The organism is Vibrio gazogenes (assembly GCF_023920225.1).
GTDB lineage: Bacteria > Pseudomonadota > Gammaproteobacteria > Enterobacterales > Vibrionaceae > Vibrio > Vibrio gazogenes.
Genome location: NZ_CP092588.1, coordinates 763437 through 789348 on the forward strand (window position 1 = coordinate 763437; position 25912 = coordinate 789348).

Below are 25912 nucleotides of genomic sequence, written 5' to 3' on the forward strand. Positions count from 1 at the left end.
TGACATTTGCATATGACTAATTCCTGCGGCCCGTAAACGGGCTACCTGAATACGGGATCGACAATTGCTCTCCCATTTTATCCTGCTCTAGTTAGTGCTTGATGTAATTTTGTATCTTGCTCGTATTCTTACCTACCGTATCTACATAATAACCTCGGCACCAAAATTCTCGATTTCTATATTTAAACTTCAAATCCCCGAATCGTTCATAAAGCATTAAGCTACTTTTACCTTTCAAATACCCCATAAACCCTGAAACACTCATTTTGGGCGGTATTTCTAAAAGCATGTGGATATGATCCGCGCAACATTCCGCTTCAAGAATGTTCACATTTTTCCATTCACATAGTTTCCTCAATATTTCACCTATTGCTCTACGTTTTTCTCCGTAGAACACTTGCCTTCTATATTTCGGTGCAAAGACTATGTGGTATTTACAGTTCCAGCGCGTGTGCGCTAAGCTCTTTTCGTCCCCCATTGGGACCCCCTTTCAATTCTTAATTAACTCTTGTAGTTGCCAGACCACAAGACGTTTTTATCAAATTGAAAGGGGTTATATAACTGACTTATAGCTGTAAGCTTTACGGAACCCCCAGCCTAGCTGGGGGTTTTCTCTATACAAAAAACCGTATTTCTTATTGAAATACGGTTAAATGTACGCTCTTAAAGGGAATATTATCAGGGGTGACCTTAAAGAGAGTACGGAGCAATGTGTATGAGTATGAGACACCTTTGCTCAGGGAAAAACAGTAAAAACCCTACGTATTCTATTCCCCTTTTACAATGTACTGGTTTCATTCAGTTTTCTTAAAAGAGATAAATCGAACCTCAATTATCAATAAAAATAATTGATTTATATAGAATATTTCGTATATAAATGATCTAACTTGATGACTTCAAGACAGACCTTCGACGAGAGTCATCCATGATCATGGAGCAAAATTAATGCAAACGATTCAACGCAGATTATCGGAAAAGAAACATATTGCCCTTGTAGCGCACGATCACCGCAAGGCTGACCTACTCGCATGGACCAAACAAAACCAAGCGCAACTCGCCAATCATACGCTTTACGCGACGGGAACAACCGGTCACCTTTTGCATCAAGAGACAGGCCTCGACATTATTCAAATGATTAGTGGTCCAATGGGTGGAGATCAGCAGATTGGTGCTTTAATTTCTGAATGTAAGATCGATGTTTTAATATTTTTCTGGGATCCGCTCAACGCGGTACCGCATGATCCAGACGTAAAAGCACTCCTGCGAATTGCCAGTGTCTGGAATATTCCGATGGCACTCAATCGCGCCACGGCCAATTTCATTTTTTCATCCGCGTTGATAGCACAGAGTACCGATATCGAGATCCCTGACTATCAGTCCTATATCGAGGCCCGAAAAATAATATAAACGGCTGAATAATCATTTAGAAACCGCGTATGGCCCCTCAAGAAGCTCTTTGACGAAGGTGGAACCGACTGCATTGTAGGCAACCCAGACTTTTTCTCTTGCTCGGGTCATCGCAACATAAAATAACCGACGTTCTTCTGCATTCGGGAAAGTTTCATTTGATAACGTTAATACATCATCTAAATGCAAAGTTTTCGTTTTAGTCGGAAACTGCCCTTCATCCACATTCACAATGATCACAAAATCGGCTTCTTTGCCCTTACTGGCATGACAGGTCATGAACTGAATATCAAGCTGATGGTATTGCTTCTGCCACGCGGCCAATAATTCCGGTTTGTGATAGTGATTTCGGCCAAGAATTAATAGTGATTTGACTTCATTTTTGGCTGAATTCTTGCGATTCAGTTGCTCAATCACCTTTTCAATTCGTGATTGGGGCAATAATGCCACCGCATTGCTCTTCTGTATTTTCAGACTATTGAGTGATTTCGGTATCTGCTGTGGATTAGCCTGTACAAAAGCATTTGCCACCTCAGCCAGTCGGTTATTAAACCGATAAGTAGTATCGAGATGTGTCACTGTCGATGCAGGAAAGCGCTGCTTGAAGCCCGTCGTTAAATCAACATCGGAACCGGCAAACTGGTAAATTGATTGCCAGTCATCGCCGACGGCAAAGAGATTCCCGCTTGATTGATGTTGTTTGCAGAGCGCCTCCAATAACGCAAGACGCGGCGGCGAAATATCCTGATATTCATCAACCATGATGAACGACCAACGGGATTGATACTTTTTCTTTCTGACATAGGTGGTCGCTCGACTGATCATCAAATTGAAATCCAGTTGTCCCTGGGTCTTAAGCATCTCATTCCATGCCTGATAACATGGCCAGCATAATGCCAGTTCACTGTTCAGACGTGGATAATCTTCTCGCTCGACGATTTTTTGCTGAATCTCTTTTTTACTGGATCCCAACAGCGACAGTTGTTCGACTTGCTGAGTCAACCAAGAAATCAATTTGGGGTTCTCGACATGACTCCCCAGCTCTTCATCCCCTTTGATATAAGCAATCGGCCATTGATTTAGGTGTTTTTGCCACCGTTTAAAGTTTGTCGGTGTCATCCAGTGTTTTTTGAGCCAATCGGTCATCCAGGCTTCTTTGAGCTTCGCTTCGCCGACGATCGGGGATAGCTGCACGTTTTGCCCTTCCACCTCATGAATAATCCGTAATCCAAGCTGATGAAATGTATTCACTGTAACATGCTGCGCTGCCGGCCCCACCCGATCTTTCAATCGTTGTTCCATCTCCAATGCAGCATCTTTACCGAATGAAAGCAGTAGGATTTGATCGGCCTTTGCCAACCCACTTTCAATCAAATAAGCAACCCGGGCAGAAAGCACGCTGGTTTTTCCCGAACCGGCACCAGCGAGCACCAGATTGTAATCATCATTCAAAAGCACGGCGGACTGCTGCGATGGATTTAAAGGTGAGGATTCCAGTGTGTTAAATAACGTATCCCAGCGCTCACGCTCTGCCTCAATCCATGTTTCGTTACGCTGTGACAACATCACGGAAGGTTGATGGTACCAGGCCGCAATCTCTGAAATCAGCCCGGGGACCCGCTGCTCAATCTCATCGAGAGACATCCCCAATGTTGTCAAATCACGACTCACCTGACGGTGCCATTCTCTGATCTTGGAATGAGCAAGAAAAGCAGGTTCATTCTGATGTTGACTCAACGCCTGCTGCCAAGCCGGTAAGTAAGTAGCCAACTGAGCACACTGCGATTGGTGCCATTGACGATAGGCAGTAACAGCTTGGTTAGCAAACTTTCGGCTCTGGGGCCAAGGTAATCCACGAATGAGCCAACTGTAACGTTGGCCATCATGTACATGGGCAAAAAACTCAAGTTCACCCCACACAATTCCGCGCCGGACACGGACTGAACCATCCCAGACTGCAAATGGAATTCTTTCTTCTGCAACACGAGAACGGACGATGAGTTTATCGCCATCAATTGCGACGGCGTAAAACTCATCATTCATAAAATATTTCGCAGTATTACTGGCTTTCAGCTGCATCAGTTATGCTCATTGACTTAAATTTCAACGTATAAATCGGGTTACACGCGTAAGAATATCTGAAGTATGCCCTCAGTGCAGTCTAAATCCTGCCCATAGGTCACGAGGGTCTATTTATATATAAAATAGTCAATTATCTCAACGATTCTGAGGCATCATATCAACATCATGGTTTGACTGACATTCACAGACGCAACAAATATCACAACCACACAGTTTGATACGTCAGCGTTTTGTCATTTCCCGATTGAGAATTACGCCATATTTTTCATATTTCTTACTGAAAAGACGGACAAAAGTTCAATACGTTACAATGCAGTTCTGATACAATCCACAGTAGTGGTACAACATGAATGAAATGGTTGAAATCCTGTGAAATTCCTCAGTCGGGTTCGTGGTTATTGGGCGAATAAAACGTTCCATTATTCTGTCTTAATTTTAATTGCACTATTAGGCGTGGTGGGGCCAACTTGGCATTATCAACTGTCTACTTGGATCACACCGCTGATTCTGGGGATTATTGCCGCAGCGCTGACAGAACAAGATGACAGCATTATTGGTAGACTCAAAACCATCGGTCTGGCACTCATCTGTTTTGCAATTGCGACATTTTCGATTGAGATTCTATTTTATCACCCCATTTTATTCGCGATCGGCTTATCTATTTCCACATTTGGTTTCATCATGCTCGGCGCGATCAGCTCTCGTTATGCCAGTATTGCATTCGGCTCATTGCTGATAGCCGTATATACCATGATTGGTGAACACCAAAATCCCGGATTCTGGTTTCAACCGACGTTACTGCTTGCTGGCGCGCTGTGGTATTTCCTGCTCTCAATCGTATGGCTACTCCTGTTCCCTAACCGTCCGGTACAACAGAATCTCTCCGCCGTCTTTTTCAATCTGGCTGATTACTTTGCGCTGAAAAGCGAACGATTCCATCCTGTCTCACAGATGCAGATTCAACCCTATCGGATCCGTGAAGCCAATTTCAACGCACTGATTGTGACAGCATTGAATCAATGTAAGGCGACGTTACTTTCCTATAGCAAGAAAGGTCAGATTCATACCACCAGTCATCATTTCTTGAACACTTATTTTCTTGCGCAGGATATTCATGAGCGTATCAGTTCAACCCACTATCGATATCAAGAACTCGCGGAACATTTCGGGCGCAGTGATATTCTTTTCCGTTTCCAACATCTGTTAGAAACGCAAGCCCAGGCATGTCGGGAAGTCGCAACAAGCATCAAAGAAAACCGAGAATATCAACACCCGAACGCATCCACGATGGCTCTGGATGAACTGCATCTCTCAATGCAGTACTTACACACGCATTCCCATCCTGAGTGGAAATCATTATTTGCCCAACTCAATTATCTTTTTAACAACTTGTCAACCATCGAAAAGCTGCTCTGTAATATTAGTCATCCCGAAAGTCACCAGTTTGATGAAAGCCAACTTTCCGATACCAATCCTTATGGTTTGAGAAGTATGTGGCAGCGTGTCTGGAATAACATGAACCGCGATTCACTGTTGTTTCGTCATGCCATTCGCATGTCTGTGACATTCACAATCGGATATGCCATTTTGCAAACGCTCGATCTGGAACTGGGATACTGGATACTCCTCACGACACTGTTTGTCTGTCAGCCCAATTTTTCTTCGACCCGACAAAGAATTACGCTCCGCGTTATCGGCACCATTTCCGGGCTATTTATCGGTGTATTACTGCTCTCTTTGTTTCCCTCACAGGCAAGCCAAGTCACCATGATTGTTATTTCCGGCGTGATGTTTTTTGCATTCCGCAACAATAATTACGGCTACGCCACCGGATTTATCACTGTCTTGGTACTGTTTTGTTTCAATCAGATGGGCGCGGGATATGCAGTCGTACTGCCGCGTTTACTCGATACCCTCATTGGATGTGGCCTTGCCGTGCTTGCGGTCTCTTTTATTCTGCCGGATTGGCACGCGAAAAGGCTTCACCGAGTCATGGCCGAAGCTATTCGAAGTAATAAAAATTATCTCGATCAGATGATGGTTCAATACCGTATCGGCAAAAAAGATAGCCTGAGTTACCGTATCGCGAGAAGAGCAGCGCATGATCAGGATGCCGCGCTCACCACGGCAATCAATAATATGCTGTCTGAACCAGGTAAATACAGAAAAGCCGAAGAAGACAGTTTCCGCTTTTTGACCTTAAATCACGCATTGCTCAGTTATATTTCAACCATCGGTGCACACCGAACACAATTGGGAGACGAATCGTTTCTCCATTTGGTTCTTAACGGGCACCGTGTCATCCACCAACATCTGCAACAACTCCACGAGCAGTTGGAAAATCACCAAAACAACACTGATATCAGTCAGAAGATAGAAGACACGGGATTAGAAAAGCAACTGGCAGAATGGCGTGAGGAAGATAAAGGCTCGGTCCGTTTGGTGTTACAACAACTGCATTTGATTCACCGGATTCTTCCTGAATTACACTCATTGACCAATAAACTGGCTGGCAACGTCGAGCAGGAATAATACTGAGGCAAGACCGAAACACCATTAATTGATAAAATATATATGAATGGATATAAAATAAACAAAACTGATATTTTATTGCAAAAACAGACGACGCCACGCTACATTCTTGCTTTTATCTGACATTACACGGACAAAAAATCCATCGAAATACTTAGACTCTAAAACTGGGCCGTACAGAAAACATACAAAATCACAACATCGTGGCCTGACTTAATCATCAGTGATGGAGAAATGGAGTATAACGATGCGGACACAACTCAGTCATAGTCACCATAATTTCCCAGTATTCGAACCCAGCCTGTCAGACTGCCAGTTTGAATCATTAAAATCGCAGCTCAAACAGTTGACGCCAGCACAATTACGCAGCCTTCAGAACGAAATCGATGCAAACTTATCTCCGGAAAGTTCGCCGCTGCTGACTCACGAAGAGTTGGATGTGCTCTCCAGCCTGTTTTAGGGCTATCCGTTATGCATCAATTTACGTGCACTTATAGCGATCAAGAAAAAAATGTACCTGAGTCATATTTTGGCTATAATATGAACACGACCAAGGGAGTTTTTATGTCTATATCTGCACTTCAGTCCGGTTATCAAATGATCGATCATGCGACTCAAATGACCAATGAGGCAAGTCGTGATCTGAACCGTGCGGCGCATCATCGCTCCGATGAACAAATGCAGCAAGAACCCCGTGCAGTCGACCCGTCACTCGCAGCAGCTCCCCAGCAAAATACGATTCGCCAACAAAAAGAAACTGCCGACAAAGACCCGGATCAAACTCAGGTTGACGCCTTAATAAAACTCAATCAGGCAACACAATATAACCGAGCGGGTGCAAATGTGATTCAGCGTGAACAGGATATGATCGGTTCTTTACTCGATATTCAAGTCTGATTACGACGCTGAATCGTCATACATATAGCATTCATATCCATCAAATAGTGGCCGAACGAAATAGTCACTTATTCCGCTAATTCCGGCCATAGCAATGCCAGATCAAGATGCGCTTCAATTGCATCAGCAACCCGGTTGAGGGCATCTTCTTTCCGTTGTTCGTGATCAAGTGTTTGGAGCTCTCCGCTACCGGCCCATTGACATAAACATTGCATCACTTCCGTCTGATCAAAAATACCATGTAGATAAGTCCCAAGCACCTGATTCGCATCATCCACCAAACCATCTTCCCGACCGTCCTGTAGCTGAATCACGGGCCGATCACAATTGCCATTCCGCCGCTGTGAATGTCCGGCGTGAATTTCATATCCTCGTACCCGGACATGATTCCCCGCAAGATTGAGTGAGCCTTGCACGTTCGTCAGGTGTTTTTGCGCCACCAATTCAGTATCGATATCCAGTAACCCAAGCCCCTGACTCACACCCGGTTCCCCTTCAATTCCCAATGGATCACTCACCGTCCGACCAAGCATTTGGTATCCACCACAAATTCCGATGACTTTACCGCCATAGCGCAGATGCTGCATGATATCTTTATTCCACCCTTGTGCTCTCAAAAATGCAAGATCAGCACGGGTTGATTTACTGCCGGGAAGGATGATCAGATCCGCATGACGGAGTCTTTCTCCTTTCCTGACATAACGAAACGAAATTTCCGGGTGATGGCGCAAAGTATCAAAATCAGTATGGTTACTGATACGAGAGAATACCGGCACCACCACTTTCAGCTTCTCATCGCCTTCACGGACTTCGGTGGCAACAATCGCATCTTCAGCCTCAATATCCAATCCATGTAAATAAGGCAGTACGCCAATCACTGGTTTCTGGGTTTTCTGCTCCAACCAGTCAAGTCCTGACTGAAGTAAACCAATATCGCCGCGAAACCGGTTGATGACAAAACCAACGACTCGCGCTCGCTCAGACTCAGAAAGCAATGCCAGTGTGCCATACAAATGCGCAAAAACACCGCCACGATCAATGTCTGCGACAATAATTACCGGTACGTCAGCCGCCTCAGCAAACCCCATATTGGCGATATCATTTTCTCGCAAATTAATTTCGGCAGGACTACCAGCCCCTTCAATCATGATACTGTCGTATCTTTCACTCAGGTGTTGAAACGAATCCATCACCACATGCAGTGCGGTCTTCTTATAATCATGGTAACAATCCGCTGCCATATTGGTGACGGCTTTGCCTTGCAGAATAATCTGTGCTCCCGTATCGGAATTCGGTTTGAGCAATACCGGATTCATATGCACCGAAGGTTCAATCCCTGCCGCGAAAGCCTGAACCGCCTGAGCACGACCGATTTCTCCCCCATCAGATGTCACAGCACTATTCAATGCCATATTCTGGGGTTTAAAAGGTGAGACCCGAATCCCCCGACGATAAAGCACCCGACACAGCCCGGCAACGAGGACACTTTTCCCTGCATCAGAGGTGGTCCCCTGAACCATCAGGGCATTTAAGGAAGATTTCATAATCGAGTCACTCCACCAGAAATAAGCAACTGCCACTATCAGAATTTTGGAATTTACTCAAAGAATCATAACCAGTTGATAGGTAACACTTGAATATCTGTCTTAATCGTTTAAATTAAAAATCAATATATTATACTTCTCTATATACAAAGGGAATGAAACCAATAGGACATTTTATGCTAAGACAGGCTTTCAATCTAACCATTACAGGCCTTGCTTTTATCCTTGCGCCGCTGGCAGCCCATGCTGCAAATTTCAATTACAACTATCTTGAAGTCCGAGTCGGTGGCGGGCCTGAATCTATTGGTTCTGAATTCAGCATGAGTGTTGTGGACAACTTTCATGTGCTCGCTCATGCCGACACCCAAATGGATAACGATTGGGATCTTGCGGGAGGGATTGGCTTTAACGGGCCACTGACGCAGTTTGCTGATGCGTTCGGTGCCATCCTGTTACATCAAATCAAATACCCGGAAGATGAAGGTGGTAAGTCCGATACTCTGGGAGAAATTAATATCGGTGCTCGGTTATGGCTCGGTGATAAACTTGAAGTTTATGGCAAACTGGGTAAGCTTGATGAACATTCTGTCGTCAGCTTCGGTGCGCGTTTCCACTCAACTGATCAACTCTCGCTCAATATGGGGTTTGACAACAATGGACTTTGGGGGCCGAGAACTGTCCTTGGGGTTCGCTACGAATATTAATTTAATCACCGTTGACCGGTTTCTTACTCTGGAAACCGGTTAAGGAATCTCATCAACGATAACGATACATAAACCACAAATAACCCCGTAATTAATGTGATTGAAGCACGCTCGACGTCAGTGGTACCCAGTGGCTATCTCTGAAATGAACCAGCGCTTTATATAAGTTCTCTTCCCGAATGGGTTTAACCAGAATGTACTCGGCTCCTGCATGTAAGAAATCATTTTTCGTTTTTTCAGTATCATCCGCAGTACACGCATAAATGGGTGTATCGAGCTTGAGTTGATGTTTCACAAAATCGGTGACTTCAACCCCATCCATCCCCGGCAACTGGTTATCCATCAAAATTAGATCAAAGCCCATTTTTTTAACTGTTTCAACGGCAGTCGTTCCATCTTCAACCCATGTCACCCGCAGACCAAAACGATCACAGAATGCCTTCGCGATATAGGCATTGGTCTTATTATCTTCGACTAATAGTACATGAGGAGATTGCTCGAATAACTGGCCGGACGGATCCAGCTCAATCGCTTCTTTCTCTTTCTTAGCATGGTATAGCTCAACTTCAATCGGGATCGTGAACTCGAAGCAGCTTCCTTTACCGACCTGTGATGAAACCGATACGTCTCCCCCCATGAGTTCCACTAAATTTTTCACAATCGATAGCCCTAAACCACTCCCACCAAATTCGCGATTCGATGTCGTACCACCTTGAATAAAGGGTTCAAAAATCAACGAAAGGTCATCATGTCCAATGCCAATACCGGTATCAGAGATGGAGACGTGAAACATTGCCCCGCCTTCTGAATGGTTTAAATTGAGCAGGACACAGATCTCACCTTCACGGGTAAATTTAATCGCGTTATTCAATAGATTAAAGATGATTTGATTCAAGCGGATTTGATCAACTACTACGACGGTATCTTCCTGAATATTGGTCATAACGTCGAGTTCAAGTTCCTTTTCCTGACATAACGGCTGATAGATCCGCTCGATGACTCGAACCGTCTCGATCAAGTGGAAATGAACCGGATTCAGTTTGAACTTATTTTGCTCAATTTTGGAGAAATCAAGAATATCATTCAAAACCGCAAGCAGATGTTCGCTACACAAACAGAGTACGCCAACCTGTTCACGCTGCTTATCATCCGTCACACTTTCTTTCAATAGTTGTGACACGCCCAAAATCCCATTTAAGGGTGTTCTGACCTCATGACTCATCCGAGCCAGAAAATCGGCTCTGGCACCAGCAGCTCTCTCTGCTTCACTGCGCGCCAAATGGCTTTGCTTTTCAGCTTCAGCGATAGTCGTAACATCTTGCCCTTGAGTCAGAACCGACTCAACCCGGCCTTCGGTGACTATCGGCGAAATCGTCCAGCGGAATGTTTGATCTTCAAACTCAGTCGCGACTTCGTTCAGCGTCTCACCACTGGACGCCTTCTTGATGCTCGGGATTAATCGTTCTTTCAGTTCATAGAACGTCGCAACCTGATTCTCTTTTGAAAACTGTTTCACCGCGGCTGGATTCATCCGGAGTAAACGGCCATCCGCGCCCCATAAAATGGTTGGTGCAATAGAGAAATTGAACAAATTCTCAAATTGCTTTTCTTGTTCAGATAAACGCTTAAAGGTATGTTCAAGTGCTCGCCCGAATAGGTCAAATTCCTCAATCTTTGAGCCATGAAAAACATGCTCGGTCCCACGATCCACAATTGAGCGACTAAACTGCACCAATTTTTCAATCTCAGCACGAATGCGCTTATGTAACCATCGCCACAAGATGAAAGAGAACAATGCTGTCGCCACGAGAATAAACACGACACCATAATAAAAGTTGCGCTTCAGTTTAACCACGTTCTGATTATCCTGAACTGCATACATTATCAGTTGTGTCGGATTACCATCGACATTGAGCTCGGTCGTGTTGACCGTATAAGACTCAAGTCGATCAGAATGTTGGGGATGAGTAAGCACATCCTGCTCTGAGTATGACTCTTCTCCGTTGAGAGTCGTCGAAAGCACATTGGACCCGATCGCCAAAATCAAGTTCTGCGAATTGCTGCGGGAGCGAATTTGTTCGATAAGATTGTAATTATTATTAATCACAAACATGACGTATAAGTAACCGTTCAGTTCACCAGAATTACTTACCAGCGGCGTTCTTCTTGCCAAAGCATAAACGGTTTCCAGCAAAGACGGTATTTTCACCAACATCCATTCACTGTTCACTGCAATCCGGTGTGAAACAGATTCCAATTCATTCGACACTATGCCATAGAACTGGGCATTCCCATCATCCCACAGCATATCATTCAACCCGGCAATAAAACGAACGTCCGGGGTATTATCCGGGTCAAGCTGGTCAACGGAACGAAAATATTGATCAATATATTGCGATTTCCCAGAACTTACCGCATGTAATAAATCAGCATTTTTCGCACTACCATCTTGATGGATTTTGAGTAAAGAAAGACGGAAGTTAACCATACCCTGCACTAATCCCGAGGTCTGATTTGCCGTTCGCTGCACTTCCTGAGCGATCAACTGACTACTGATCTGATAGTTCTGAAACAGGACACTAAAGGTCAGAATGACAATAATAATTGTAATCGCCCGAGTAAAATAGGTCGCTATCTTTTGTTTCTGCTGAATAGGGCTCGGCCTGACATTCATAAAGCATGATCTCTTTCTTTATCTATCATTTCCGATCAGATCAGTGTCGATCAGAATACCGGAATGCACGTTGTTTCAACGCTTCAACTCGCTCGGGTGTATCCGCACTGGAAACGACCTCAAAGTCCCCGGAATAAACCGTTGGTACTTTTTTCCCTTCAAGATCCCACTTAATGGCTTCGCCATGGCAACACCAGTATCATCGTTCATTCGCATCACCGTGACATCCAAATCATGATGCTGTATAGCCTCCAACTCAGCAGAACCGCCACCCCAACCATTGATGAGCACATCTTCTCTGCCGAGTTCTTTCAAGGCTTTAACTGCACCGAGGGCGACATCGGTTGAACAGGCATACAACAATTTAATCTCCGGGTGCTCTTTCAGATTCTCAAGTGTAATTTTATAAGCACTTTCCTGATTGGCCTGAGTATAAAACGATGATACGAGCGGGTATTCAGTCATCGCTTGAATAAAGGTATCCCCTCGGGCTTCACTCACATAACCTTGTGAAAAATACAGCACGGAATAAGGTGAATGGGAGGGCAATGTTTTCTTAAAATAATCCACCAACATACCGGTTCCAATTTCATGGTCAAAGCCGATATACATCCAAGGTTGTTGATGGGCCCAGTTTTTCACCGGTGTCGTTATATTCTGTAAGATCAGTTTGGTTTCTCGGCCTCTTAACACATGTTCAATAAATTTTCTGTGTCTGGTGGTATCGAGCGTAAAAATCAAATAGTCGGATTTATTCTTTAATGCCTCCATCAAAGACAGACTTTGTTGACGAACATCCATATTCGGCCGCGTAAACACTTGATGTATTTCATACTTGATATCCAGCTCATTCAAGCGTAATTCAAAGGCCCGAATGTTACGGCTCCAATAATCTGATACCTGTTGGCCGGGATAGATCACGGATATTTTTACTGGGCGTGTCTGAGTCGCCTGTAATGGCTGTGGCTCAAGCCGGACCGAATTTGCCAAAGAGATCGTCAGTTGCTTTTGTTCAGGATTTAAATCAAGAAATTCGTTGTAATGCCAATAGCCACTTAACGCATACGCTGCTGAATGATAAACAAGAAAGCAGGTGGTTAAAATAACGCCAAAAAGTCTCATTATCGTCTTCTCATTAATTGAATATGTTCAATAGAAACAAAAGAAAGAGCGCTCGTATGACGCGCTCTGTGATGAATCAAAAAGTAAAGGCGAGATTTGCCGAGCCACCCAACTGATGTTCTCCGGCATAACTGCCGGCAATATCAAGGCTCACCGCATCTCCGGGGCTGATTCCCAAACCGAAGGTAATGGCATCATCCACTGTATTCTCTGTGTCAATTTCATATCCGGCCCTTAGCTGCCCCCAACCCCAGGCATTCCCTTCAATACCAAACCGGACAAACTGAGTGTCATCATTTTTACCGGTGAATCGTTCTTGCTTGGTCATATCAACATCAACGGCTACACTCAAGAACTCTCCGACATAGCCAGCCGACACCGTCACTTGCGTGTCCAATTGATAATGATTCTGACCATCAAAGGTCTCAATTGAATGATTGAACAAGTCTTTTACACTGATACCAACCCGGTAGACATCTTTGAGCCAAACTGCACCGATATCCAAGTTCAATGCATTTTTGTTGACTTCACTTTTATCGTAATCATCCCAATCAAAATCTTTCACTGATGCGATCTGTCTATATGTTCTCATCCACTGATATTTAGGTGTAATGCCGAAAGAAAATTGCTGCTGTAAAAATTCATACTTCTTTGCAAAAGCCACACCGAGTTCGGTATATCCAAAAGCCAATAAATCAACACTGGATGCTTCATAACGACTCTGGACAGCCGCGGCAGAGTTACCCGTATTTGCCGCAATCTTCGGCTCGGCAAACAATTCAACATACCCTCGGGCATAAACATTCATAGCAAGCGTTTGATGAGGAATAGCCATGGCAACACCGATACCACCTGATACACTTAATGGGGCATTATCAGAAAGCTCATCCAAATAACGATTCATTTGGGCAATAGTTGCAGAATCAACACTACCACCGCTAGCTTCATACCGATCGATTTCATCTTGCAAATCATCGACAATTGAGATGGTATCATCTTCGTCTCGGACATTCAGGTTTACGGAAGGGAGCAATAATCCGAAATCATCATGATCACGGTACACTGCAGTTAACGCAGGGTTATAAAAAGGTGCTAACAGAAAATCCGCGGTCGTCACACCGGTATTCCCCATACCATTACCTCTCGCATCTGCAACCCATGATGCAGCTTCAACCGGAGCCACAAAAGAGCATACCACTACCATCAATCGATAATGCTTCATGAATACCCACCTTATCTCATAAGTGATCGATCTAAGATTAGTACAAAATGAACGCTCTACAGATAGTTATGCATCTTTATGATCAAAAATTTGCGACGGTAATAAATTTTTGAGCACTATTTTTTCTTTGTGGGTTTTGGAAAAACGTTTGACCTTCGCTTCCATGCGCAACGCGTCACGATGTGTGCCGACCGGATGGCTCCAGACCAGCGTCAGAGGAGATTTGCCCCGTAATGCCTTTGCTCCCCGACCACACTGGTGCTGCTGAAAGCGTCGTGTAATATCGGTTGTTATACCGCAGTAAAGCGCATTTTGGGGCGTTCTAATCAAATAGATCCACCACTCAGAGGTCTGTTCGTCAGTCATCAAATCTTATTCATGAGAAGAAAGGAGCTCATCGACTTGTGCGCGTAACCACTGAACTTCCTGCTTTAATGTCTCAACTTCTTGTTCGAGGGCATCAAATCGTTCTGATTGTCCCGAAGCTTCCACTGCCGATTCTGCTGCAATATCTTCACTGGCATCATAAGGTGTAAATGTCTGACGATAGCGAATTTCTCTTTTGCCCGGCTCCCGCGCTAACCGAGCCACTAATTCTCTTTCAATCAGCGTTTCCAGAACCTGTTCCGTTATCTTCATGTCCGGCAAAACACAGAGACGATTGGTTCGGGTTCGTAATTCTCCCGGGGTTTGCGGGCCACGTAGCAACAAGCAGCAAATGATTCCCAGCTCTTGCTCTGTCAGTTGCAAATCTCCGAACTCCGTATTGCAAAAGCGATGTTGGTATTTGCTGGTCCGGCTGTTAAAGCCGCTTTCATCACTGACCAACCGACGAGAGATTAAACCTTCTACGGTTTCAAGCACTTGAGATTCAGATAAATTCATCACCGGCTCTCGGTTGCTCTTCTGATTGCAGGCGGTAACCAAACTATTGAGGCTCAGTGGATAGTAATCCGGTGTGGTAATCGATTTTTCAATTAAACTGCCGATAATTCGTGCTTCATGCGTACTAAGTTCATACTTCATCATGATTTCCTTCATGCTCTATAACACAATATTTAACATCATTTAATGTTCGACAACAAAACTACATTTAACAATACGACCATGCTCATCCAGCATGAAAATGTGCGAACGATGTAATTCGATGTCCGTGAAACTACACGATTTTCTTGCTGTGATATAGCCAGTTCTGAGTTTATCCTGACATGGGTTTTCGAACGGTTCCTCAAAAATAGGAACAATAATCTCTGATGATAATGACATGACTTCTGATGAGTGATAATAGGAGTGTCATTATCATATAGTGACTGACTCAGAAAATAAATCATGTTCAAACGAGGAATCACATTTCCAGCCGACTCACATGCTAATCGCTAGAAAATTCAGCAGACAAAGCTGCTTTTGATTGATCTCAGGGCTGTTCCCAAGGCGATGGATATGATTTAATTCTGATAGACCATTTAATAAGACAATAGGAAAGGAACCGATGAGCAGCGTATTTGAAATTGTCTCGCTAGCACGCCGTAAAAACAAACTAAAACGGGAGTTGATCGATAACGAGAAAAAAGTTCGGGATAACCGTAAACGTGTTGACCTGCTTGAGAACCTGCTAGATTACATCAAACCTGAAATGACACACGATGAGTTTATTGCCATCGTGAAAAACATGAAAGCAGACTATGAAGATCGGGTTGATGATCACATCATCAAGAGTGCGGAAATCTCCAAAGAGCGCCGAGAAATGAGTCGTCGCATTAAAGAGTTAACCGAACAAGATAAACTCCAGACGCAGGGTAAAAAGTAATCCCCGCAGTATTGTCATGGATTCAGATAAAACCCACAGCCATGTGGGTTTTTTTACGCAGCCATATTGTTCTTTGCAACATAGCAACACTCGCCGGTCATCTTGGAAAACACCGTCCTTTCGTCATAATCCCCTAATATTTTTATGTTTTTATTGATCTGATTTCAGGCTAGACTCAACAGAAGCCCTCATACCAATAAAAGGAAAACATCATGATCGAACAAGGTCAGAAGCTCCCTGAAGCAACGTTAAGTCAACTGACAGCAGATGGCATGGTCAATCATCAGGTCCAAGAACTGTTTGCCGGTAAGAAAGCGGTTTTATTTGCCGTTCCCGGTGCATTCACACCGACCTGCTCAGAAGCCCATTTGCCCGGCTATGTTGTGCTGGCCGACCAATTAAAAGCGAAAGGCATTGATATTATCGCGTGTGTTTCCGTCAATGATGCATTTGTGATGAAAGCATGGGGTGAAGCGCAGAATGCTTCAGAAATTATGATGCTGGCTGACGGCGATGCCAGTTTCACCAAAGCGCTCGGTCTGGAAATGGATACCGAGCAATTCGGTGGCGTTCGCTCGCAACGTTATGCCATGATCATTGAAGATGGTGTGGTCAAGCAGCTCAACGTTGAGCCCCCGAAATCATTTGAAGTCAGCAACGCTGAAACGATCCTTGCCAGTCTATAAATCGCATTAGCAACGATCAAAAAAACGGAAACCGAGGTTTCCGTTTTTTAATGCTTTGTTTTTGATGCACTAAGAGCAACTGTCACTCTGTAAACCACGCCATTCACGCCGTTAAATTCGGTAATATCGGGCTGCCTTTTAAACGATGGTATTCGGATAAGGCCACCTTGTCTGCCAACGTGTCAACATGCGCTTCAGACAAATCACACCAAAAGACTTCCTCGGCTTCGAAAGACGAGATGCCGCCATCCCAAAAACTAACGACATAATAGTGCAACAGTTGTATCTCTGTTGTCGGATGATAGAGCGAACAGAGATAATGATAGTTTTTCGGGATGACACCGAGTTCTTCCTGAATTTCACGCAGCAGCGCTTCTTTTTGCGACTCACCCGATTCAATATGACCACCGGGAATCGCGACAATATCAGGATCACACGTTTTATCTTTCGAACGCTTTTCCAGCAGGACTTGAGTATCATCAACCAATAAAAAAGACACACATTCATGTACTTTCATCATCTTATCCTTCCTCCGGGCCATACTCACACCGGCATTACATTATGATAAGCCGATTCCTATCATCCAGCATACACTGATGTCAACCAACAGTGCTAATACCGATACCAGATACATCAGTCGAATCGTGCGCTGGATATCATCTCGCTCAATCAAACGGTGATGATCACCAATCCAAGGCTTTTCTACCCGCTGACCGAAATAATCATTGGCACCGCCAAGCTGTATTCCCAAAGCCCCGGCAACAGCCGCTTCCGACCATGCACAATTCGGGCTTTTATGTTGATAGCGATCCCGCCAGCCAATGGTCAATGCACCTCGCGCATCGTAGCGCAATAACAAAGCAGCCACAGAAAAGAGTAACCAGCTCAAACGTGCAGGTAACCAGTTCGCCAGATCGTCCATTTTGGCAGAAACATAACCCAACGCCCGGTATTTTTCATGCTGGTAACCCACCATTGAATCCAACGTATTGATCGCTTTATACGCCATTGCCAACGGCACACCACCGAGAAACAGATAGAACATCGGTGCAATGACACCATCCACGGTATTTTCTGCAACCGTTTCGACCACAGCACGAGAAATCTGAGCATTGTCGAGGCGACGGGTATCGCGCCCCACAATGTAAGACAATTGCCGACGACTCTCTTCAATATCACCTTGCCCCTGCGCCCGATAAACCAGATTGGCACAATCAGCCAAACACCGACCAGCCAATGTGGTGTAAGCCAACCACACGCACGCCGCCACACCGACCCAGGGATGAATCGCTGCGGCAGCTTGCAATACCAGCCAAGTCAGCCCCCAGCTCAGCGACACAATCACAACCCATAATACGGCGCCTCCCACATACAGCACACGCTCATGCCGGCTCAAACGACGAATCATCTGTTCTGTGCGGGCAATCGCAGTCCCGATCAACCGAATCGGATGTGGCCAGTGAGGCGGATCACCGAGAATTAAGTCAAGGATAAAGGCACTGCAATAAATCAACAGACTCATTGGCGAACGCTTCCCCGCTGGAACCAATGCAACAATAAATCAGGATTCTGACCAAAATGAACATGGAGATAACTCGCAAGCGTATTCTTGACTTGATACCCACCTTGCCAACGCTGCAAAACCTGACCATCTCGTTCCTTGGTACAAGTGAACACTGGGACAAGATCTGTCGTAAATTCGGAGTAATGAAACTCATGTCCCCGAATCACCTCATCTTGTGAGGCAATCAGCACATCTTGGTTCGCAGTAACCTGACAATAACCGAATCGCTTCAGCGAAGTTGTCATCGTGCTATACCCCTGAAAAATACCACTCATGGGATACTGCTGCCCGGCTTGATCGATTAAACTTTCCCCCAAATACATCAGTCCGCCACACTCGGCATAGATCGCCACGCCTTGCTCATGAGCACGCTTTAATGCTGCCAGCATGGGCTGGTTGGCTGACAATTGTTCGGCATACAATTCAGGAAACCCCCCGCCGATATAAATCAGATCGGCATCAGGCAAAATCTCATCCTGCAAAGGGCTAAATCGAACAACCCGAACCCCGCTTGCAGCCAAGAGATCAAGATTATCCTGATAATAGAAATTAAAGGCGTCATCATAAGCCATTGCTAACGTCAGCCCGTTGCCTTGTCCTTTAAGGGCTTGCGCCAACGTGTCATCGGGTACGGGTACCGGTGGCAACGCCGAGAGTTGAAGCAGTAGATCCAGATCGAGGTGCTGCTCAATCTGATCAGCCAGTTGATCCCAAGCGTCATCATAATTCGCTTGTTCATGCGCTGTTATCAATCCGAGATGACGAGAAGGTAACTCAATCGCTTTGAGATGCGGTAAACGCCCGATCACCGGAATGTCGGTATAACGTTCAATAGCGGTTTTCAATAAATCGAAGTGACCGTCTGAATTGACTTGATTGAGAATAACACCAGCGATATTTAAGCTCGGGTCAAACTGCTGAAATCCCAGTACCGTTGCAGCGGCCGACGTTGATACCGCTTTTCCGTCAATCACCAGAATAACCGGACAAGCCAGTTTTTTTGCCATCCCGGCACTGCTGCAATAGTGAGGGTCAATACCGTAACCATCGTATAACCCCATCACCCCTTCGATGATGGCAACATCAACCTGAGCCACCCGTTGGTAAAACGTATTCAATAACATTGCCTGCGGTAACATAAATTCGTCCAGATTTCTGGATGAGGTACCAGCAACCCGCGAATGCCATGCAGTATCAATATAGTCGGGACCGACTTTGAATGGCTGAACCGACAAACCTTTGCGTCGAAATGCGTGCAGTAACCCTAAGGTGAGGGTCGTTTTACCACTGCCACTGCTTGTGCCACCAATTAAGAATGCATTCATGTCGGTTTAACTCTCATGTCAGTCTAAATCTCATGTCGGTTTAAATCTGATTTTTAATCAAAGACAGCACCATAGCAGAAGTAACCAAACCTGATCACCACAAAGTTATTGTTCTGCTCCACTTTATCTACAAAAAAGCGTTTATAAAGAAGTGCCGACAAAAAGCGCCATCTCCAATGAAGCCGAGAAATCACCGAATTCTCATCGGGATAAAACGATGAACTGAATCGAACATCAGAAACGTTGTCAGGATAATATCAAACGCTTCATCAAATTTTCATATTGATGAGCGATAATGCAAAGATCAGACGACAGGACATCCGCCACCGGCTTGAAACCACTCAAACGATATCAGTACGAACATTATGCCGTACTCTGTAAACTCGCCTACCCTCGAATATTCAGGCATACCCGGTATGGTTTTGATCCCAACGGGCAACGTATCATTCGTGATCGATACGGAAAAACCATGATCCGAGTGCTATGGAGCCGCAAAAAAGACGAAGTCGTGGTCGTGTTTAAAGGCTCTCATTCCGTGAGTGACTGGGTGCTGAATCTCGCATTATGGATGAAAGACTGTCGGCCACTCGGGCTGCCCTATCATATTCATGCCGGTTTGTACTATCTGTTACAACAGGAAAGCCAGCCGGCTCGCAATGAAGACAAACTCGGCATGAGTGTGCTGGAAAGGCTGGAAACGATTTTATTACCGTTGATTGGACAAGGGAAACGCATCGTACTGACCGGACATTCATCCGGTGGGGCAATGGCATGTGTTGTCGCGGACTATCTGGAACGCAGAGTACCGAAAAGTATCAAGCGGGTGGTCACCTTTGGTCAACCCGCTGTCGGCAACTGGCGCTTCTACAGGCAGTATACGTTGAAACATAAAACCTATCGTATCTGTTGCGACATCGATATTGTGACCTTTTTACCACCACTGCCGTTTGTCTATTGGCACGTCGGTAAACTGCTCTGGCTTTATAACGGGCGTATTTATGAAAATACCCCGACTTTGATCCGACTTGGTCGTTCGCTGTTCAGTTGGGTGATTCGTCCGTTTTCTTATCATTTGATGAGTAAGTACATCCGCAATAAGGATTTCTTTGACGAACGCTAGGGACAGGATGAGATGACAGGTCGATACGTCCGTACCGGAGACATAAAAAAAGACGCTTCGCGTCTTTTTTTATCACAATATGGAGGCGCGTCCCGGAGTCGAACCGAGGTCCACGGATTTGCAATCCGCTGCATAGCCACTCTGCCAACGCGCCAAATTATTTTGTTCTCAAATATTTTGTTCTCAAAAACACATAGTTTTCAAAAAATTGAAGATGGTGCCCCGGGCCGGACTTGAACCGGCACAGCGCGAACGCCGAGGGATTTTAAATCCCTTGTGTCTACCAATTCCACCACCAGGGCAACGCTAAAAAGCGATGGTAACACCACCTCTCATCGGTATGAACCGTGAGAACGAGGCATACTTTAACGGATTGATTGTCAAGGTCAACAAAAATTTCTCTATTATCAATCGAATGGCTAATAAACATGCGGCTCGGTATAGACAGCATACAATCCGGATAAAAACCAGCCATGCTCCTGTCCCTATATTTACGGTCTTTTCATACCTTCAGTTCCACGCTGGTGATAGTATTATTCCATTTTCAAGTGTTCAGGCACTTGCTCTTCATATTTTTATGTCATGTCACATGATTTTTGAATCTATTGGATTCTTCACAAACGGATTATCATGACCAATATCCGTATTACCACAGATGAACCAAACATGTTTAAAATAATAAGACTTTGAATGTGATATGTTTTAATCCCACCGCTTATACAATCTAAAGCACGATACCAAATACGCGAGTGATATTTTGTATCGTAAATGTTCAGCCACTCGGCTTGCCAACAAAAGCTAAAAGAAAAGGGGAAATTCAGATGAGTGAAAACCAATACGTACCACCTAAAGTCTGGAAAAATGAACCAAGCTCGGGGAATCAATGGGCGAATATTAACCGCCCGGAAGCCGGGGCCAGATTTGAGCAAGATCTGCCTGTTGGTGAGCACCCATTCCAACTTTATTCATTAGGCACACCGAACGGCCAAAAAGTCACAATCCTGTTTGAAGAACTCTTAGCATTGGGCATTAAAGAAGCTGAATATGACGCTCACCTCATTAATATCGGGGATTCTGAGCAGTTTTCATCGGGATTCGTTGCTATCAATCCAAATTCAAAAATTCCGGCTCTGGTTGATAACTCAGGGGATGAAGCGGTCAACGTGTTTGAATCAGCGTCTATATTGGTCCACCTTGCTGAAAAATTTGGCCAGTTTTTACCGGCAAGTGGTGCAGCAAGAATTCAAACATTGAACTGGTTGTTTTGGGTGCAAGGCTCTGCACCATTTTTAGGCGGTGGTTTTGGTCATTTCTATGCGTATGCAGATGAAAAACAAGAGTACCCGATTAACCGTTTCGCAATGGAAGTGAAACGTCAGCTCGATGTGTTAGATAAGCAACTGGCAAAAAATACTTATGTATCTGGTGAGGAATATACCATTGCGGATATGGCGATTTGGCCTTGGTATGGCAATCTGGTGTTGGGTCAGGCATACAACGCTGGTGAGTTTTTACAAGTTCATACATACGAAAATGTTGTCCGTTGGGCAAAACAGATCGAAACGCGTGAAGCCGTCCAGCGTGGCCGTATTGTAAACCGTACGATGGGTGAAGCATGGGAACAATTGGCTGAAAGACATAGCGCAGCAGATATCGATAACGCTTTAAAATTAAAGCCATAGAACAATTCCATCAAGCGCACTGGTGACGGTGTGCTTTTATTCCTGATAAATTTATTTGCTCATTTGTTTGCTCATCTGAATGAGTTAGGGCTCGGACATCTTTCATTTCAATCATTCTCCCCCGCTATCAATGACTCGATAAATATATTGCTTTTCTCTAATGAGGTATTAGAATCCGCGTCGTTTTGATGCTGTCATATAACTAACCCCGACAGTTAATTCCTCATCTATTGGTAAAGGTAAGTATTCATGTCAATGAAATTAGCCAACCCAGCCCCTCTTGGCTTAATGGGTTTTGGTATGACCACCGTATTGCTCAATATTCACAATGCAGGGTTCTTCCCTCTCGATTCAATGATTCTGGCCATGGGAATATTTTATGGCGGACTCAGTCAAGTCATTGTGGGCATGATGTGTTTTAAACGTGGTGATACATTCGGTACCACAGCGTTCACCTCTTACGGTTTATTTTGGCTCACCTTAGTCGGCCTGATTGTGCTGCCCAAAATGGGGCTGCCTGCCAGCCCGGCTCACTTTATGGGTTGCTACCTCGCATTGTGGGGAATCTTCACCGGATTTATGTTTATTGGCTCTTTGTGTTATCCAATAGCCAAACAAGTGGTGTTCGGCTCTCTGACCGTTTTGTTTGCATTATTGGCAATCCGTGATTTCACCGGTAATGAAACCATTGGCGTGATTGCCGGTTTTGAAGGTATTTTCTGTGGCGCAAGTGCGATCTACTTCGCGATGGCGCAAGTGCTCAACCATGAATATGGTCGCGTAATTCTACCCGTGGGCGATAAACGTAAGCTCAAGGTTCAACCCATCGTTGCTTAATATCATGTCACCCGCACAGAACAACCTCCCATAGAACAACGGTGAGAAACATCATCACAATCAGCCTGTTTCAACAGGCTGATTTGATTTATGCAACTCAGTCATATCTATCACTCGGTAAATCTGACCAGAATAAGTTCCAAAACATTCCTCATCAGGTTAACAAATAATTCAATGCATGATGAATAAACCATGATGCAACTGAAAATTGAACATCACAAATATCTGACTATTAATTTCTGTCAAACTCATCCTTTTGAACCATCATACAGACTGTGATATTCTCGGTAAGCATGCTTTTATTTATGTAGATTTCTTTACTCGACTTGTCTGTAAAGCAAAAATTTATACTTTATATACATAGGGTAAATAATAAAAACAACTTTGTTAGGTGATCAGGAGCTTTAATGTCAAATTCATATTTAAAACGGGTTTTATGCCTTATTCCGGCATCATGCTTAATCGCATTTCCGGGATATGCTGCAGAAAGTAGCGGCTTCTCACTCGGTCTCGGTGCTGCATATTCAACGTCAACTTATAAAGATTATGATGAAAATGTCTTTCCGCTACCGATAGTCAATTACGATAATAATGTTTTCTTTGTTCATGGACTCTCAGCAGGGGCTTACTTGTATCAAGACGAATACAATGTGTTACAAGCGTCTGTGTCTTACTATGCTCAGGAGTTCGATCCGAGTGATGCCAACAACAGCCAAATGAAATTGTTGGACAAAAGAGACAGCACGGCAATGGGTGCCATTTCTTATACATATCGCTCCCCGCTTGGTAATATCACATCCTCTCTTGCTATCGACGTGCTCGATGAAACCGATGGCGGCATGATTGCTTCGGCACAATATAACTATCCAATCCCTTTTACTCAGCAATTAACCATTATTCCTGAAGCTGGTATCAAATATACCAATAGTGATTTGAATCAGCATTATTATGGTGTCAGTTCAAGCGAATCTGTACGCAGTGGATTAACAACTTATGATCCCGGCAGTGCGACCACACCGTATTTCGGCGTCACACTTAGATATAATGTTTCTGATACCTTAGGTGCATTTATCGCCAGCCGTTATCAAGTATTACCCGACGAAATTAAAGATAGTCCAATGGTTGATTCTAGTCACACCATTCAAACAACTGCCGGCATTTCTTATCGTTTTTAATCGGATAGAAACAAAAACAGAGAGTCAATCGACTCTCTGCTTTTTAATCACTCGCTATTTTAAAATAAAGTTATCTGACGGATGAACGACTTTTTATCAAACGACCGATAATACCGGGGTAATAACGCCAGTTGTAATCAAATATTTCCATTAATTGTGGGTTCCCATAGCGAGAAAGGCTAATGGCGTGAAAACGGTTATGCCTTGCCTTTAATGTGTTGATCGCATCATTCAATTCCTGAGAAGGTTTTGGTGCCATAAAATCAGAAATCACCACCAAATCAGCATTCTTATATCGATCACTGTGCATGGTCTTAATCGCATCCGATAATGCCAGCTCCAGATCAGTACCGCCTTTAAAGGTATAACTCAAAAAGTCACACACTTCTCTCAGTCCATCTTGCTTGGTCAATTGATAGGTGATGATTTGTGTTGAGAAAATGACAACATAGCAATCCCGGTTATCCGCCAAAGCAATTTGCATCAAAGCATAGGCAACCGCTTTAGCACACTGCTCCGGAAATCCGTTCATCGAACCAGACGCATCGATACAAACCACAAACGGCCCTTTTTCAATATCGACTTGAGCATTGGCCGGTTTTGTCGTTGTCACTTTCGATAATGTTCGTGACTTCCCCTGCATACGATAGTTCAATAACCGTTTATCAATCAAATGCTTATAAAAAATAACTTCCAGCTCAGGATGAGCTAAAAACAGCATCTCATTGGGGAGAATTTTATTCAGATCATCACTTTGATGGACACCCACAATATCGTCGGTGGCCTGATCAGATTGTTCTTCAACCAACTGTAGTGTTTCGACGCTTGCCTGCTGCAGATCAGGATCATCCACCTCACTGGCCATACGACCAAGATTTTCAGCAATTTGTTGAATTTCTTTATGTTTTTTAAGAAATTCAGCATGCTTTTTCATCACGGTTAAATCAACTTTGCCTAATTTGGCACCGGCCATATTCCACAGACGGCGGATACTTTTTATATCGTCGGTATCCGTCACTTGATCCATGGAACGCAGTGTTTCAATCCGCTTATATAAGTCGTCCAATACCTTATCTTTATTCGCTTCCAGCTCCATCACCTGCGCCTGTTTAAGCGCATTGGATAAACTGTTATACCATTGATCACAAAAGTAACGGGGGAACATCGGATTACTAAAGTTTTTCTTTTGCTCACATAACTGACGGGCAGTGGTATAAAATGCAGAATGCCATTCGAGTTGTTGTAACACCTCAGGGATTTTCTGAAAAAACGTCTTTTCATCCCAATGAATCACTTCCTGATATAACGCTAATTCCTGTTGAAATCGCTCCGTTTCACAAACATTGGTCATTCTTTTCTTGACCTGACCACGCCACTTGAGCAAATGATTTTGTACCGACGTATTCACACCTCGGTTTTCAACCGCGATCAACAGTTGAACGTTGTCCATCAGTTCATTCACCGCAGTATCAATTAACCCCGAATCGGCGATCATCATTGCGAGATTTAGTCCGTCAACACCTAACATCACA

At 44.3% G+C, this 25912-nt stretch carries 21 protein-coding genes, 2 tRNA genes and 2 pseudogenes; 11 read left to right on the plus strand and 14 right to left on the minus strand.

Annotation, left to right across the window (positions count from 1 at the left end; genetic code table 11):
* Positions 1-16: 16 nt before the first annotated feature.
* A pseudogene (tnpA, locus tag MKS89_RS19045) lies at positions 17-478 on the minus strand (IS200/IS605 family transposase).
* A gap of 467 nt (positions 479-945) precedes the next feature.
* On the opposite strand from tnpA, the gene MKS89_RS19050 reads away from it, so the two are divergent.
* Positions 946-1407 carry a methylglyoxal synthase gene (locus MKS89_RS19050; RefSeq protein WP_072955686.1) on the plus strand — a complete coding sequence of 154 codons (462 nt, stop codon included), beginning with the start codon at positions 946-948 and terminating at the stop codon, positions 1405-1407.
* A 12-nt stretch (positions 1408-1419) separates the two neighbouring features.
* On the opposite strand, the gene helD is transcribed toward MKS89_RS19050, so the two are convergent.
* Complete coding sequence (gene helD, locus MKS89_RS19055; RefSeq protein WP_072955683.1) at positions 1420-3486, minus strand: DNA helicase IV; 2067 nt, start codon at positions 3484-3486, stop codon at positions 1420-1422.
* 372 nt (positions 3487-3858) lie between these two features.
* Here helD and yccS point away from each other — a divergent pair, with 372 nt between their 5' ends.
* The 3 genes from yccS to MKS89_RS19070 all read left to right on the plus strand — a co-directional run bounded on the left by yccS (position 3859) and on the right by MKS89_RS19070 (position 6918).
* Positions 3859-6021 (plus strand): YccS family putative transporter, encoded by a 2163-nt coding sequence (yccS, locus tag MKS89_RS19060; protein WP_072955680.1) that lies wholly within the window; start codon positions 3859-3861, stop codon positions 6019-6021.
* A gap of 247 nt (positions 6022-6268) precedes the next feature.
* Positions 6269-6481: a hypothetical protein gene (locus tag MKS89_RS19065; RefSeq protein ID WP_072955677.1), complete on the plus strand. Its 213-nt coding sequence runs from the start codon at positions 6269-6271 to the stop codon at positions 6479-6481.
* 104 nt (positions 6482-6585) lie between these two features.
* Entirely contained in the window at positions 6586-6918 is a 333-nt protein-coding gene (locus MKS89_RS19070; RefSeq protein WP_072955674.1) for a hypothetical protein, read from the plus strand.
* Between the two features lie 68 nt (positions 6919-6986).
* Here MKS89_RS19070 and MKS89_RS19075 read toward each other — a convergent pair whose 3' ends face one another.
* The gene (locus tag MKS89_RS19075) at positions 6987-8462 is read right to left on the minus strand and encodes a cobyric acid synthase (protein ID WP_072955672.1); all 1476 of its coding nucleotides are present in this window, start codon (positions 8460-8462) and stop codon (positions 6987-6989) included.
* A 176-nt stretch (positions 8463-8638) separates the two neighbouring features.
* Between MKS89_RS19075 and MKS89_RS19080 the strand changes: the two genes are divergently transcribed.
* On the plus strand, positions 8639-9166 hold the full coding sequence (locus tag MKS89_RS19080) for a hypothetical protein (RefSeq protein ID WP_072955670.1): 528 nt from the start codon (positions 8639-8641) through the stop codon (positions 9164-9166).
* 91 nt (positions 9167-9257) lie between these two features.
* Here the strand turns inward: MKS89_RS19080 and MKS89_RS19085 are convergent, their stop codons facing one another.
* The 5 genes and pseudogenes from MKS89_RS19085 to MKS89_RS19105 form a co-directional block, all read right to left on the minus strand.
* The gene (locus MKS89_RS19085; protein WP_072955669.1) at positions 9258-11840 is read right to left on the minus strand and encodes a LuxQ periplasmic sensor domain-containing protein; all 2583 of its coding nucleotides are present in this window, start codon (positions 11838-11840) and stop codon (positions 9258-9260) included.
* 40 nt (positions 11841-11880) lie between these two features.
* Positions 11881-12962 (minus strand): annotated as a pseudogene (locus tag MKS89_RS19090) (autoinducer 2-binding periplasmic protein LuxP).
* 76 nt (positions 12963-13038) lie between these two features.
* The gene (locus MKS89_RS19095; protein ID WP_072955667.1) at positions 13039-14184 is read right to left on the minus strand and encodes a conjugal transfer protein TraF; all 1146 of its coding nucleotides are present in this window, start codon (positions 14182-14184) and stop codon (positions 13039-13041) included.
* A gap of 66 nt (positions 14185-14250) precedes the next feature.
* Positions 14251-14550 carry a GIY-YIG nuclease family protein gene (locus tag MKS89_RS19100; RefSeq protein WP_072955665.1) on the minus strand — a complete coding sequence of 100 codons (300 nt, stop codon included), beginning with the start codon at positions 14548-14550 and terminating at the stop codon, positions 14251-14253.
* 6 nt (positions 14551-14556) lie between these two features.
* Positions 14557-15210 (minus strand): YceH family protein, encoded by a 654-nt coding sequence (locus MKS89_RS19105; RefSeq protein ID WP_072955664.1) that lies wholly within the window; start codon positions 15208-15210, stop codon positions 14557-14559.
* A gap of 463 nt (positions 15211-15673) precedes the next feature.
* Between MKS89_RS19105 and MKS89_RS19110 the strand changes: the two genes are divergently transcribed.
* Both MKS89_RS19110 and MKS89_RS19115 read left to right on the plus strand, forming a co-directional pair.
* Positions 15674-15991, plus strand: coding sequence for a DUF496 family protein (locus MKS89_RS19110; RefSeq protein WP_021018699.1), 318 nt, complete (start codon positions 15674-15676; stop codon positions 15989-15991).
* 212 nt (positions 15992-16203) lie between these two features.
* Entirely contained in the window at positions 16204-16677 is a 474-nt protein-coding gene (locus MKS89_RS19115) for a peroxiredoxin (RefSeq protein ID WP_021018698.1), read from the plus strand.
* A 103-nt stretch (positions 16678-16780) separates the two neighbouring features.
* On the opposite strand, the gene MKS89_RS19120 is transcribed toward MKS89_RS19115, so the two are convergent.
* From MKS89_RS19120 to MKS89_RS19130, 3 genes are read right to left on the minus strand one after another with little or no spacing between them, the layout of a single operon-like run.
* Positions 16781-17194 carry an NUDIX hydrolase gene (locus tag MKS89_RS19120; protein ID WP_072955660.1) on the minus strand — a complete coding sequence of 138 codons (414 nt, stop codon included), beginning with the start codon at positions 17192-17194 and terminating at the stop codon, positions 16781-16783.
* A gap of 42 nt (positions 17195-17236) precedes the next feature.
* Positions 17237-18199 (minus strand): adenosylcobinamide-phosphate synthase CbiB, encoded by a 963-nt coding sequence (gene cbiB / locus MKS89_RS19125; protein ID WP_072955658.1) that lies wholly within the window; start codon positions 18197-18199, stop codon positions 17237-17239.
* Positions 18196-19566 (minus strand): cobyrinic acid a,c-diamide synthase CobB, encoded by a 1371-nt coding sequence (locus MKS89_RS19130; RefSeq protein ID WP_072955656.1) that lies wholly within the window; start codon positions 19564-19566, stop codon positions 18196-18198. The genes cbiB and MKS89_RS19130 overlap by 4 nt, the downstream gene beginning before the upstream one ends.
* A 331-nt stretch (positions 19567-19897) precedes the next feature.
* Between MKS89_RS19130 and MKS89_RS19135 the strand changes: the two genes are divergently transcribed.
* Entirely contained in the window at positions 19898-20686 is a 789-nt protein-coding gene (locus tag MKS89_RS19135; protein ID WP_072955772.1) for a lipase family protein, read from the plus strand.
* An 80-nt stretch (positions 20687-20766) separates the two neighbouring features.
* On the opposite strand, the gene MKS89_RS19140 is transcribed toward MKS89_RS19135, so the two are convergent.
* Together MKS89_RS19140 and MKS89_RS19145 are read right to left on the minus strand one after the other, a co-directional pair.
* Positions 20767-20840: transfer RNA gene (locus MKS89_RS19140), tRNA-Cys, on the minus strand.
* A gap of 61 nt (positions 20841-20901) precedes the next feature.
* Positions 20902-20988: transfer RNA gene (locus tag MKS89_RS19145), tRNA-Leu, on the minus strand.
* A gap of 519 nt (positions 20989-21507) precedes the next feature.
* Here MKS89_RS19145 and yghU point away from each other — a divergent pair.
* The 3 genes from yghU (at position 21508) to MKS89_RS19160 (ending at position 24380) form a co-directional block, all read left to right on the plus strand.
* Entirely contained in the window at positions 21508-22368 is an 861-nt protein-coding gene (gene yghU / locus MKS89_RS19150; protein ID WP_072955655.1) for a glutathione-dependent disulfide-bond oxidoreductase, read from the plus strand.
* A 249-nt stretch (positions 22369-22617) separates the two neighbouring features.
* The gene (locus MKS89_RS19155; protein ID WP_072955652.1) at positions 22618-23205 is read left to right on the plus strand and encodes an acetate uptake transporter; all 588 of its coding nucleotides are present in this window, start codon (positions 22618-22620) and stop codon (positions 23203-23205) included.
* A 407-nt stretch (positions 23206-23612) separates the two neighbouring features.
* Positions 23613-24380 (plus strand): MipA/OmpV family protein, encoded by a 768-nt coding sequence (locus tag MKS89_RS19160; protein ID WP_072955649.1) that lies wholly within the window; start codon positions 23613-23615, stop codon positions 24378-24380.
* Between the two features lie 70 nt (positions 24381-24450).
* On the opposite strand, the gene viaA is transcribed toward MKS89_RS19160, so the two are convergent.
* Positions 24451-25908, minus strand: coding sequence for an ATPase RavA stimulator ViaA (gene viaA / locus MKS89_RS19165; RefSeq protein ID WP_072955648.1), 1458 nt, complete (start codon positions 25906-25908; stop codon positions 24451-24453).
* Positions 25909-25912 lie beyond the last annotated feature (4 nt).

Bases quoted from the DNA above. Each gene is read 5' to 3' on its own strand.
- MKS89_RS19050 (WP_072955686.1), top strand. From the start codon at position 946: ATGCAAACGATTCAACGCAGATTATCGGAAAAGAAACATATTGCCCTT.
- helD (WP_072955683.1), bottom strand. From the start codon at position 3,486: ATGCAGCTGAAAGCCAGTAATACTGCGAAATATTTTATGAATGATGAG.
- MKS89_RS19065 (WP_072955677.1), top strand. From the start codon at position 6,269: ATGCGGACACAACTCAGTCATAGTCACCATAATTTCCCAGTATTCGAA.
- MKS89_RS19070 (WP_072955674.1), top strand. From the start codon at position 6,586: ATGTCTATATCTGCACTTCAGTCCGGTTATCAAATGATCGATCATGCG.
- MKS89_RS19075 (WP_072955672.1), bottom strand. From the start codon at position 8,462: ATGAAATCTTCCTTAAATGCCCTGATGGTTCAGGGGACCACCTCTGAT.
- MKS89_RS19080 (WP_072955670.1), top strand. From the start codon at position 8,639: ATGCTAAGACAGGCTTTCAATCTAACCATTACAGGCCTTGCTTTTATC.
- MKS89_RS19085 (WP_072955669.1), bottom strand. From the start codon at position 11,840: ATGAATGTCAGGCCGAGCCCTATTCAGCAGAAACAAAAGATAGCGACC.
- MKS89_RS19095 (WP_072955667.1), bottom strand. From the start codon at position 14,184: ATGAAGCATTATCGATTGATGGTAGTGGTATGCTCTTTTGTGGCTCCG.
- MKS89_RS19100 (WP_072955665.1), bottom strand. From the start codon at position 14,550: ATGACTGACGAACAGACCTCTGAGTGGTGGATCTATTTGATTAGAACG.
- MKS89_RS19105 (WP_072955664.1), bottom strand. From the start codon at position 15,210: ATGAAGTATGAACTTAGTACGCATGAAGCACGAATTATCGGCAGTTTA.
- MKS89_RS19110 (WP_021018699.1), top strand. From the start codon at position 15,674: ATGAGCAGCGTATTTGAAATTGTCTCGCTAGCACGCCGTAAAAACAAA.
- MKS89_RS19115 (WP_021018698.1), top strand. From the start codon at position 16,204: ATGATCGAACAAGGTCAGAAGCTCCCTGAAGCAACGTTAAGTCAACTG.
- MKS89_RS19120 (WP_072955660.1), bottom strand. From the start codon at position 17,194: ATGAAAGTACATGAATGTGTGTCTTTTTTATTGGTTGATGATACTCAA.
- cbiB (WP_072955658.1), bottom strand. From the start codon at position 18,199: ATGAGTCTGTTGATTTATTGCAGTGCCTTTATCCTTGACTTAATTCTC.
- MKS89_RS19130 (WP_072955656.1), bottom strand. From the start codon at position 19,566: ATGAATGCATTCTTAATTGGTGGCACAAGCAGTGGCAGTGGTAAAACG.
- yghU (WP_072955655.1), top strand. From the start codon at position 21,508: ATGAGTGAAAACCAATACGTACCACCTAAAGTCTGGAAAAATGAACCA.
- MKS89_RS19155 (WP_072955652.1), top strand. From the start codon at position 22,618: ATGTCAATGAAATTAGCCAACCCAGCCCCTCTTGGCTTAATGGGTTTT.
- MKS89_RS19160 (WP_072955649.1), top strand. From the start codon at position 23,613: ATGTCAAATTCATATTTAAAACGGGTTTTATGCCTTATTCCGGCATCA.
- viaA (WP_072955648.1), bottom strand. From the start codon at position 25,908: ATGTTAGGTGTTGACGGACTAAATCTCGCAATGATGATCGCCGATTCG.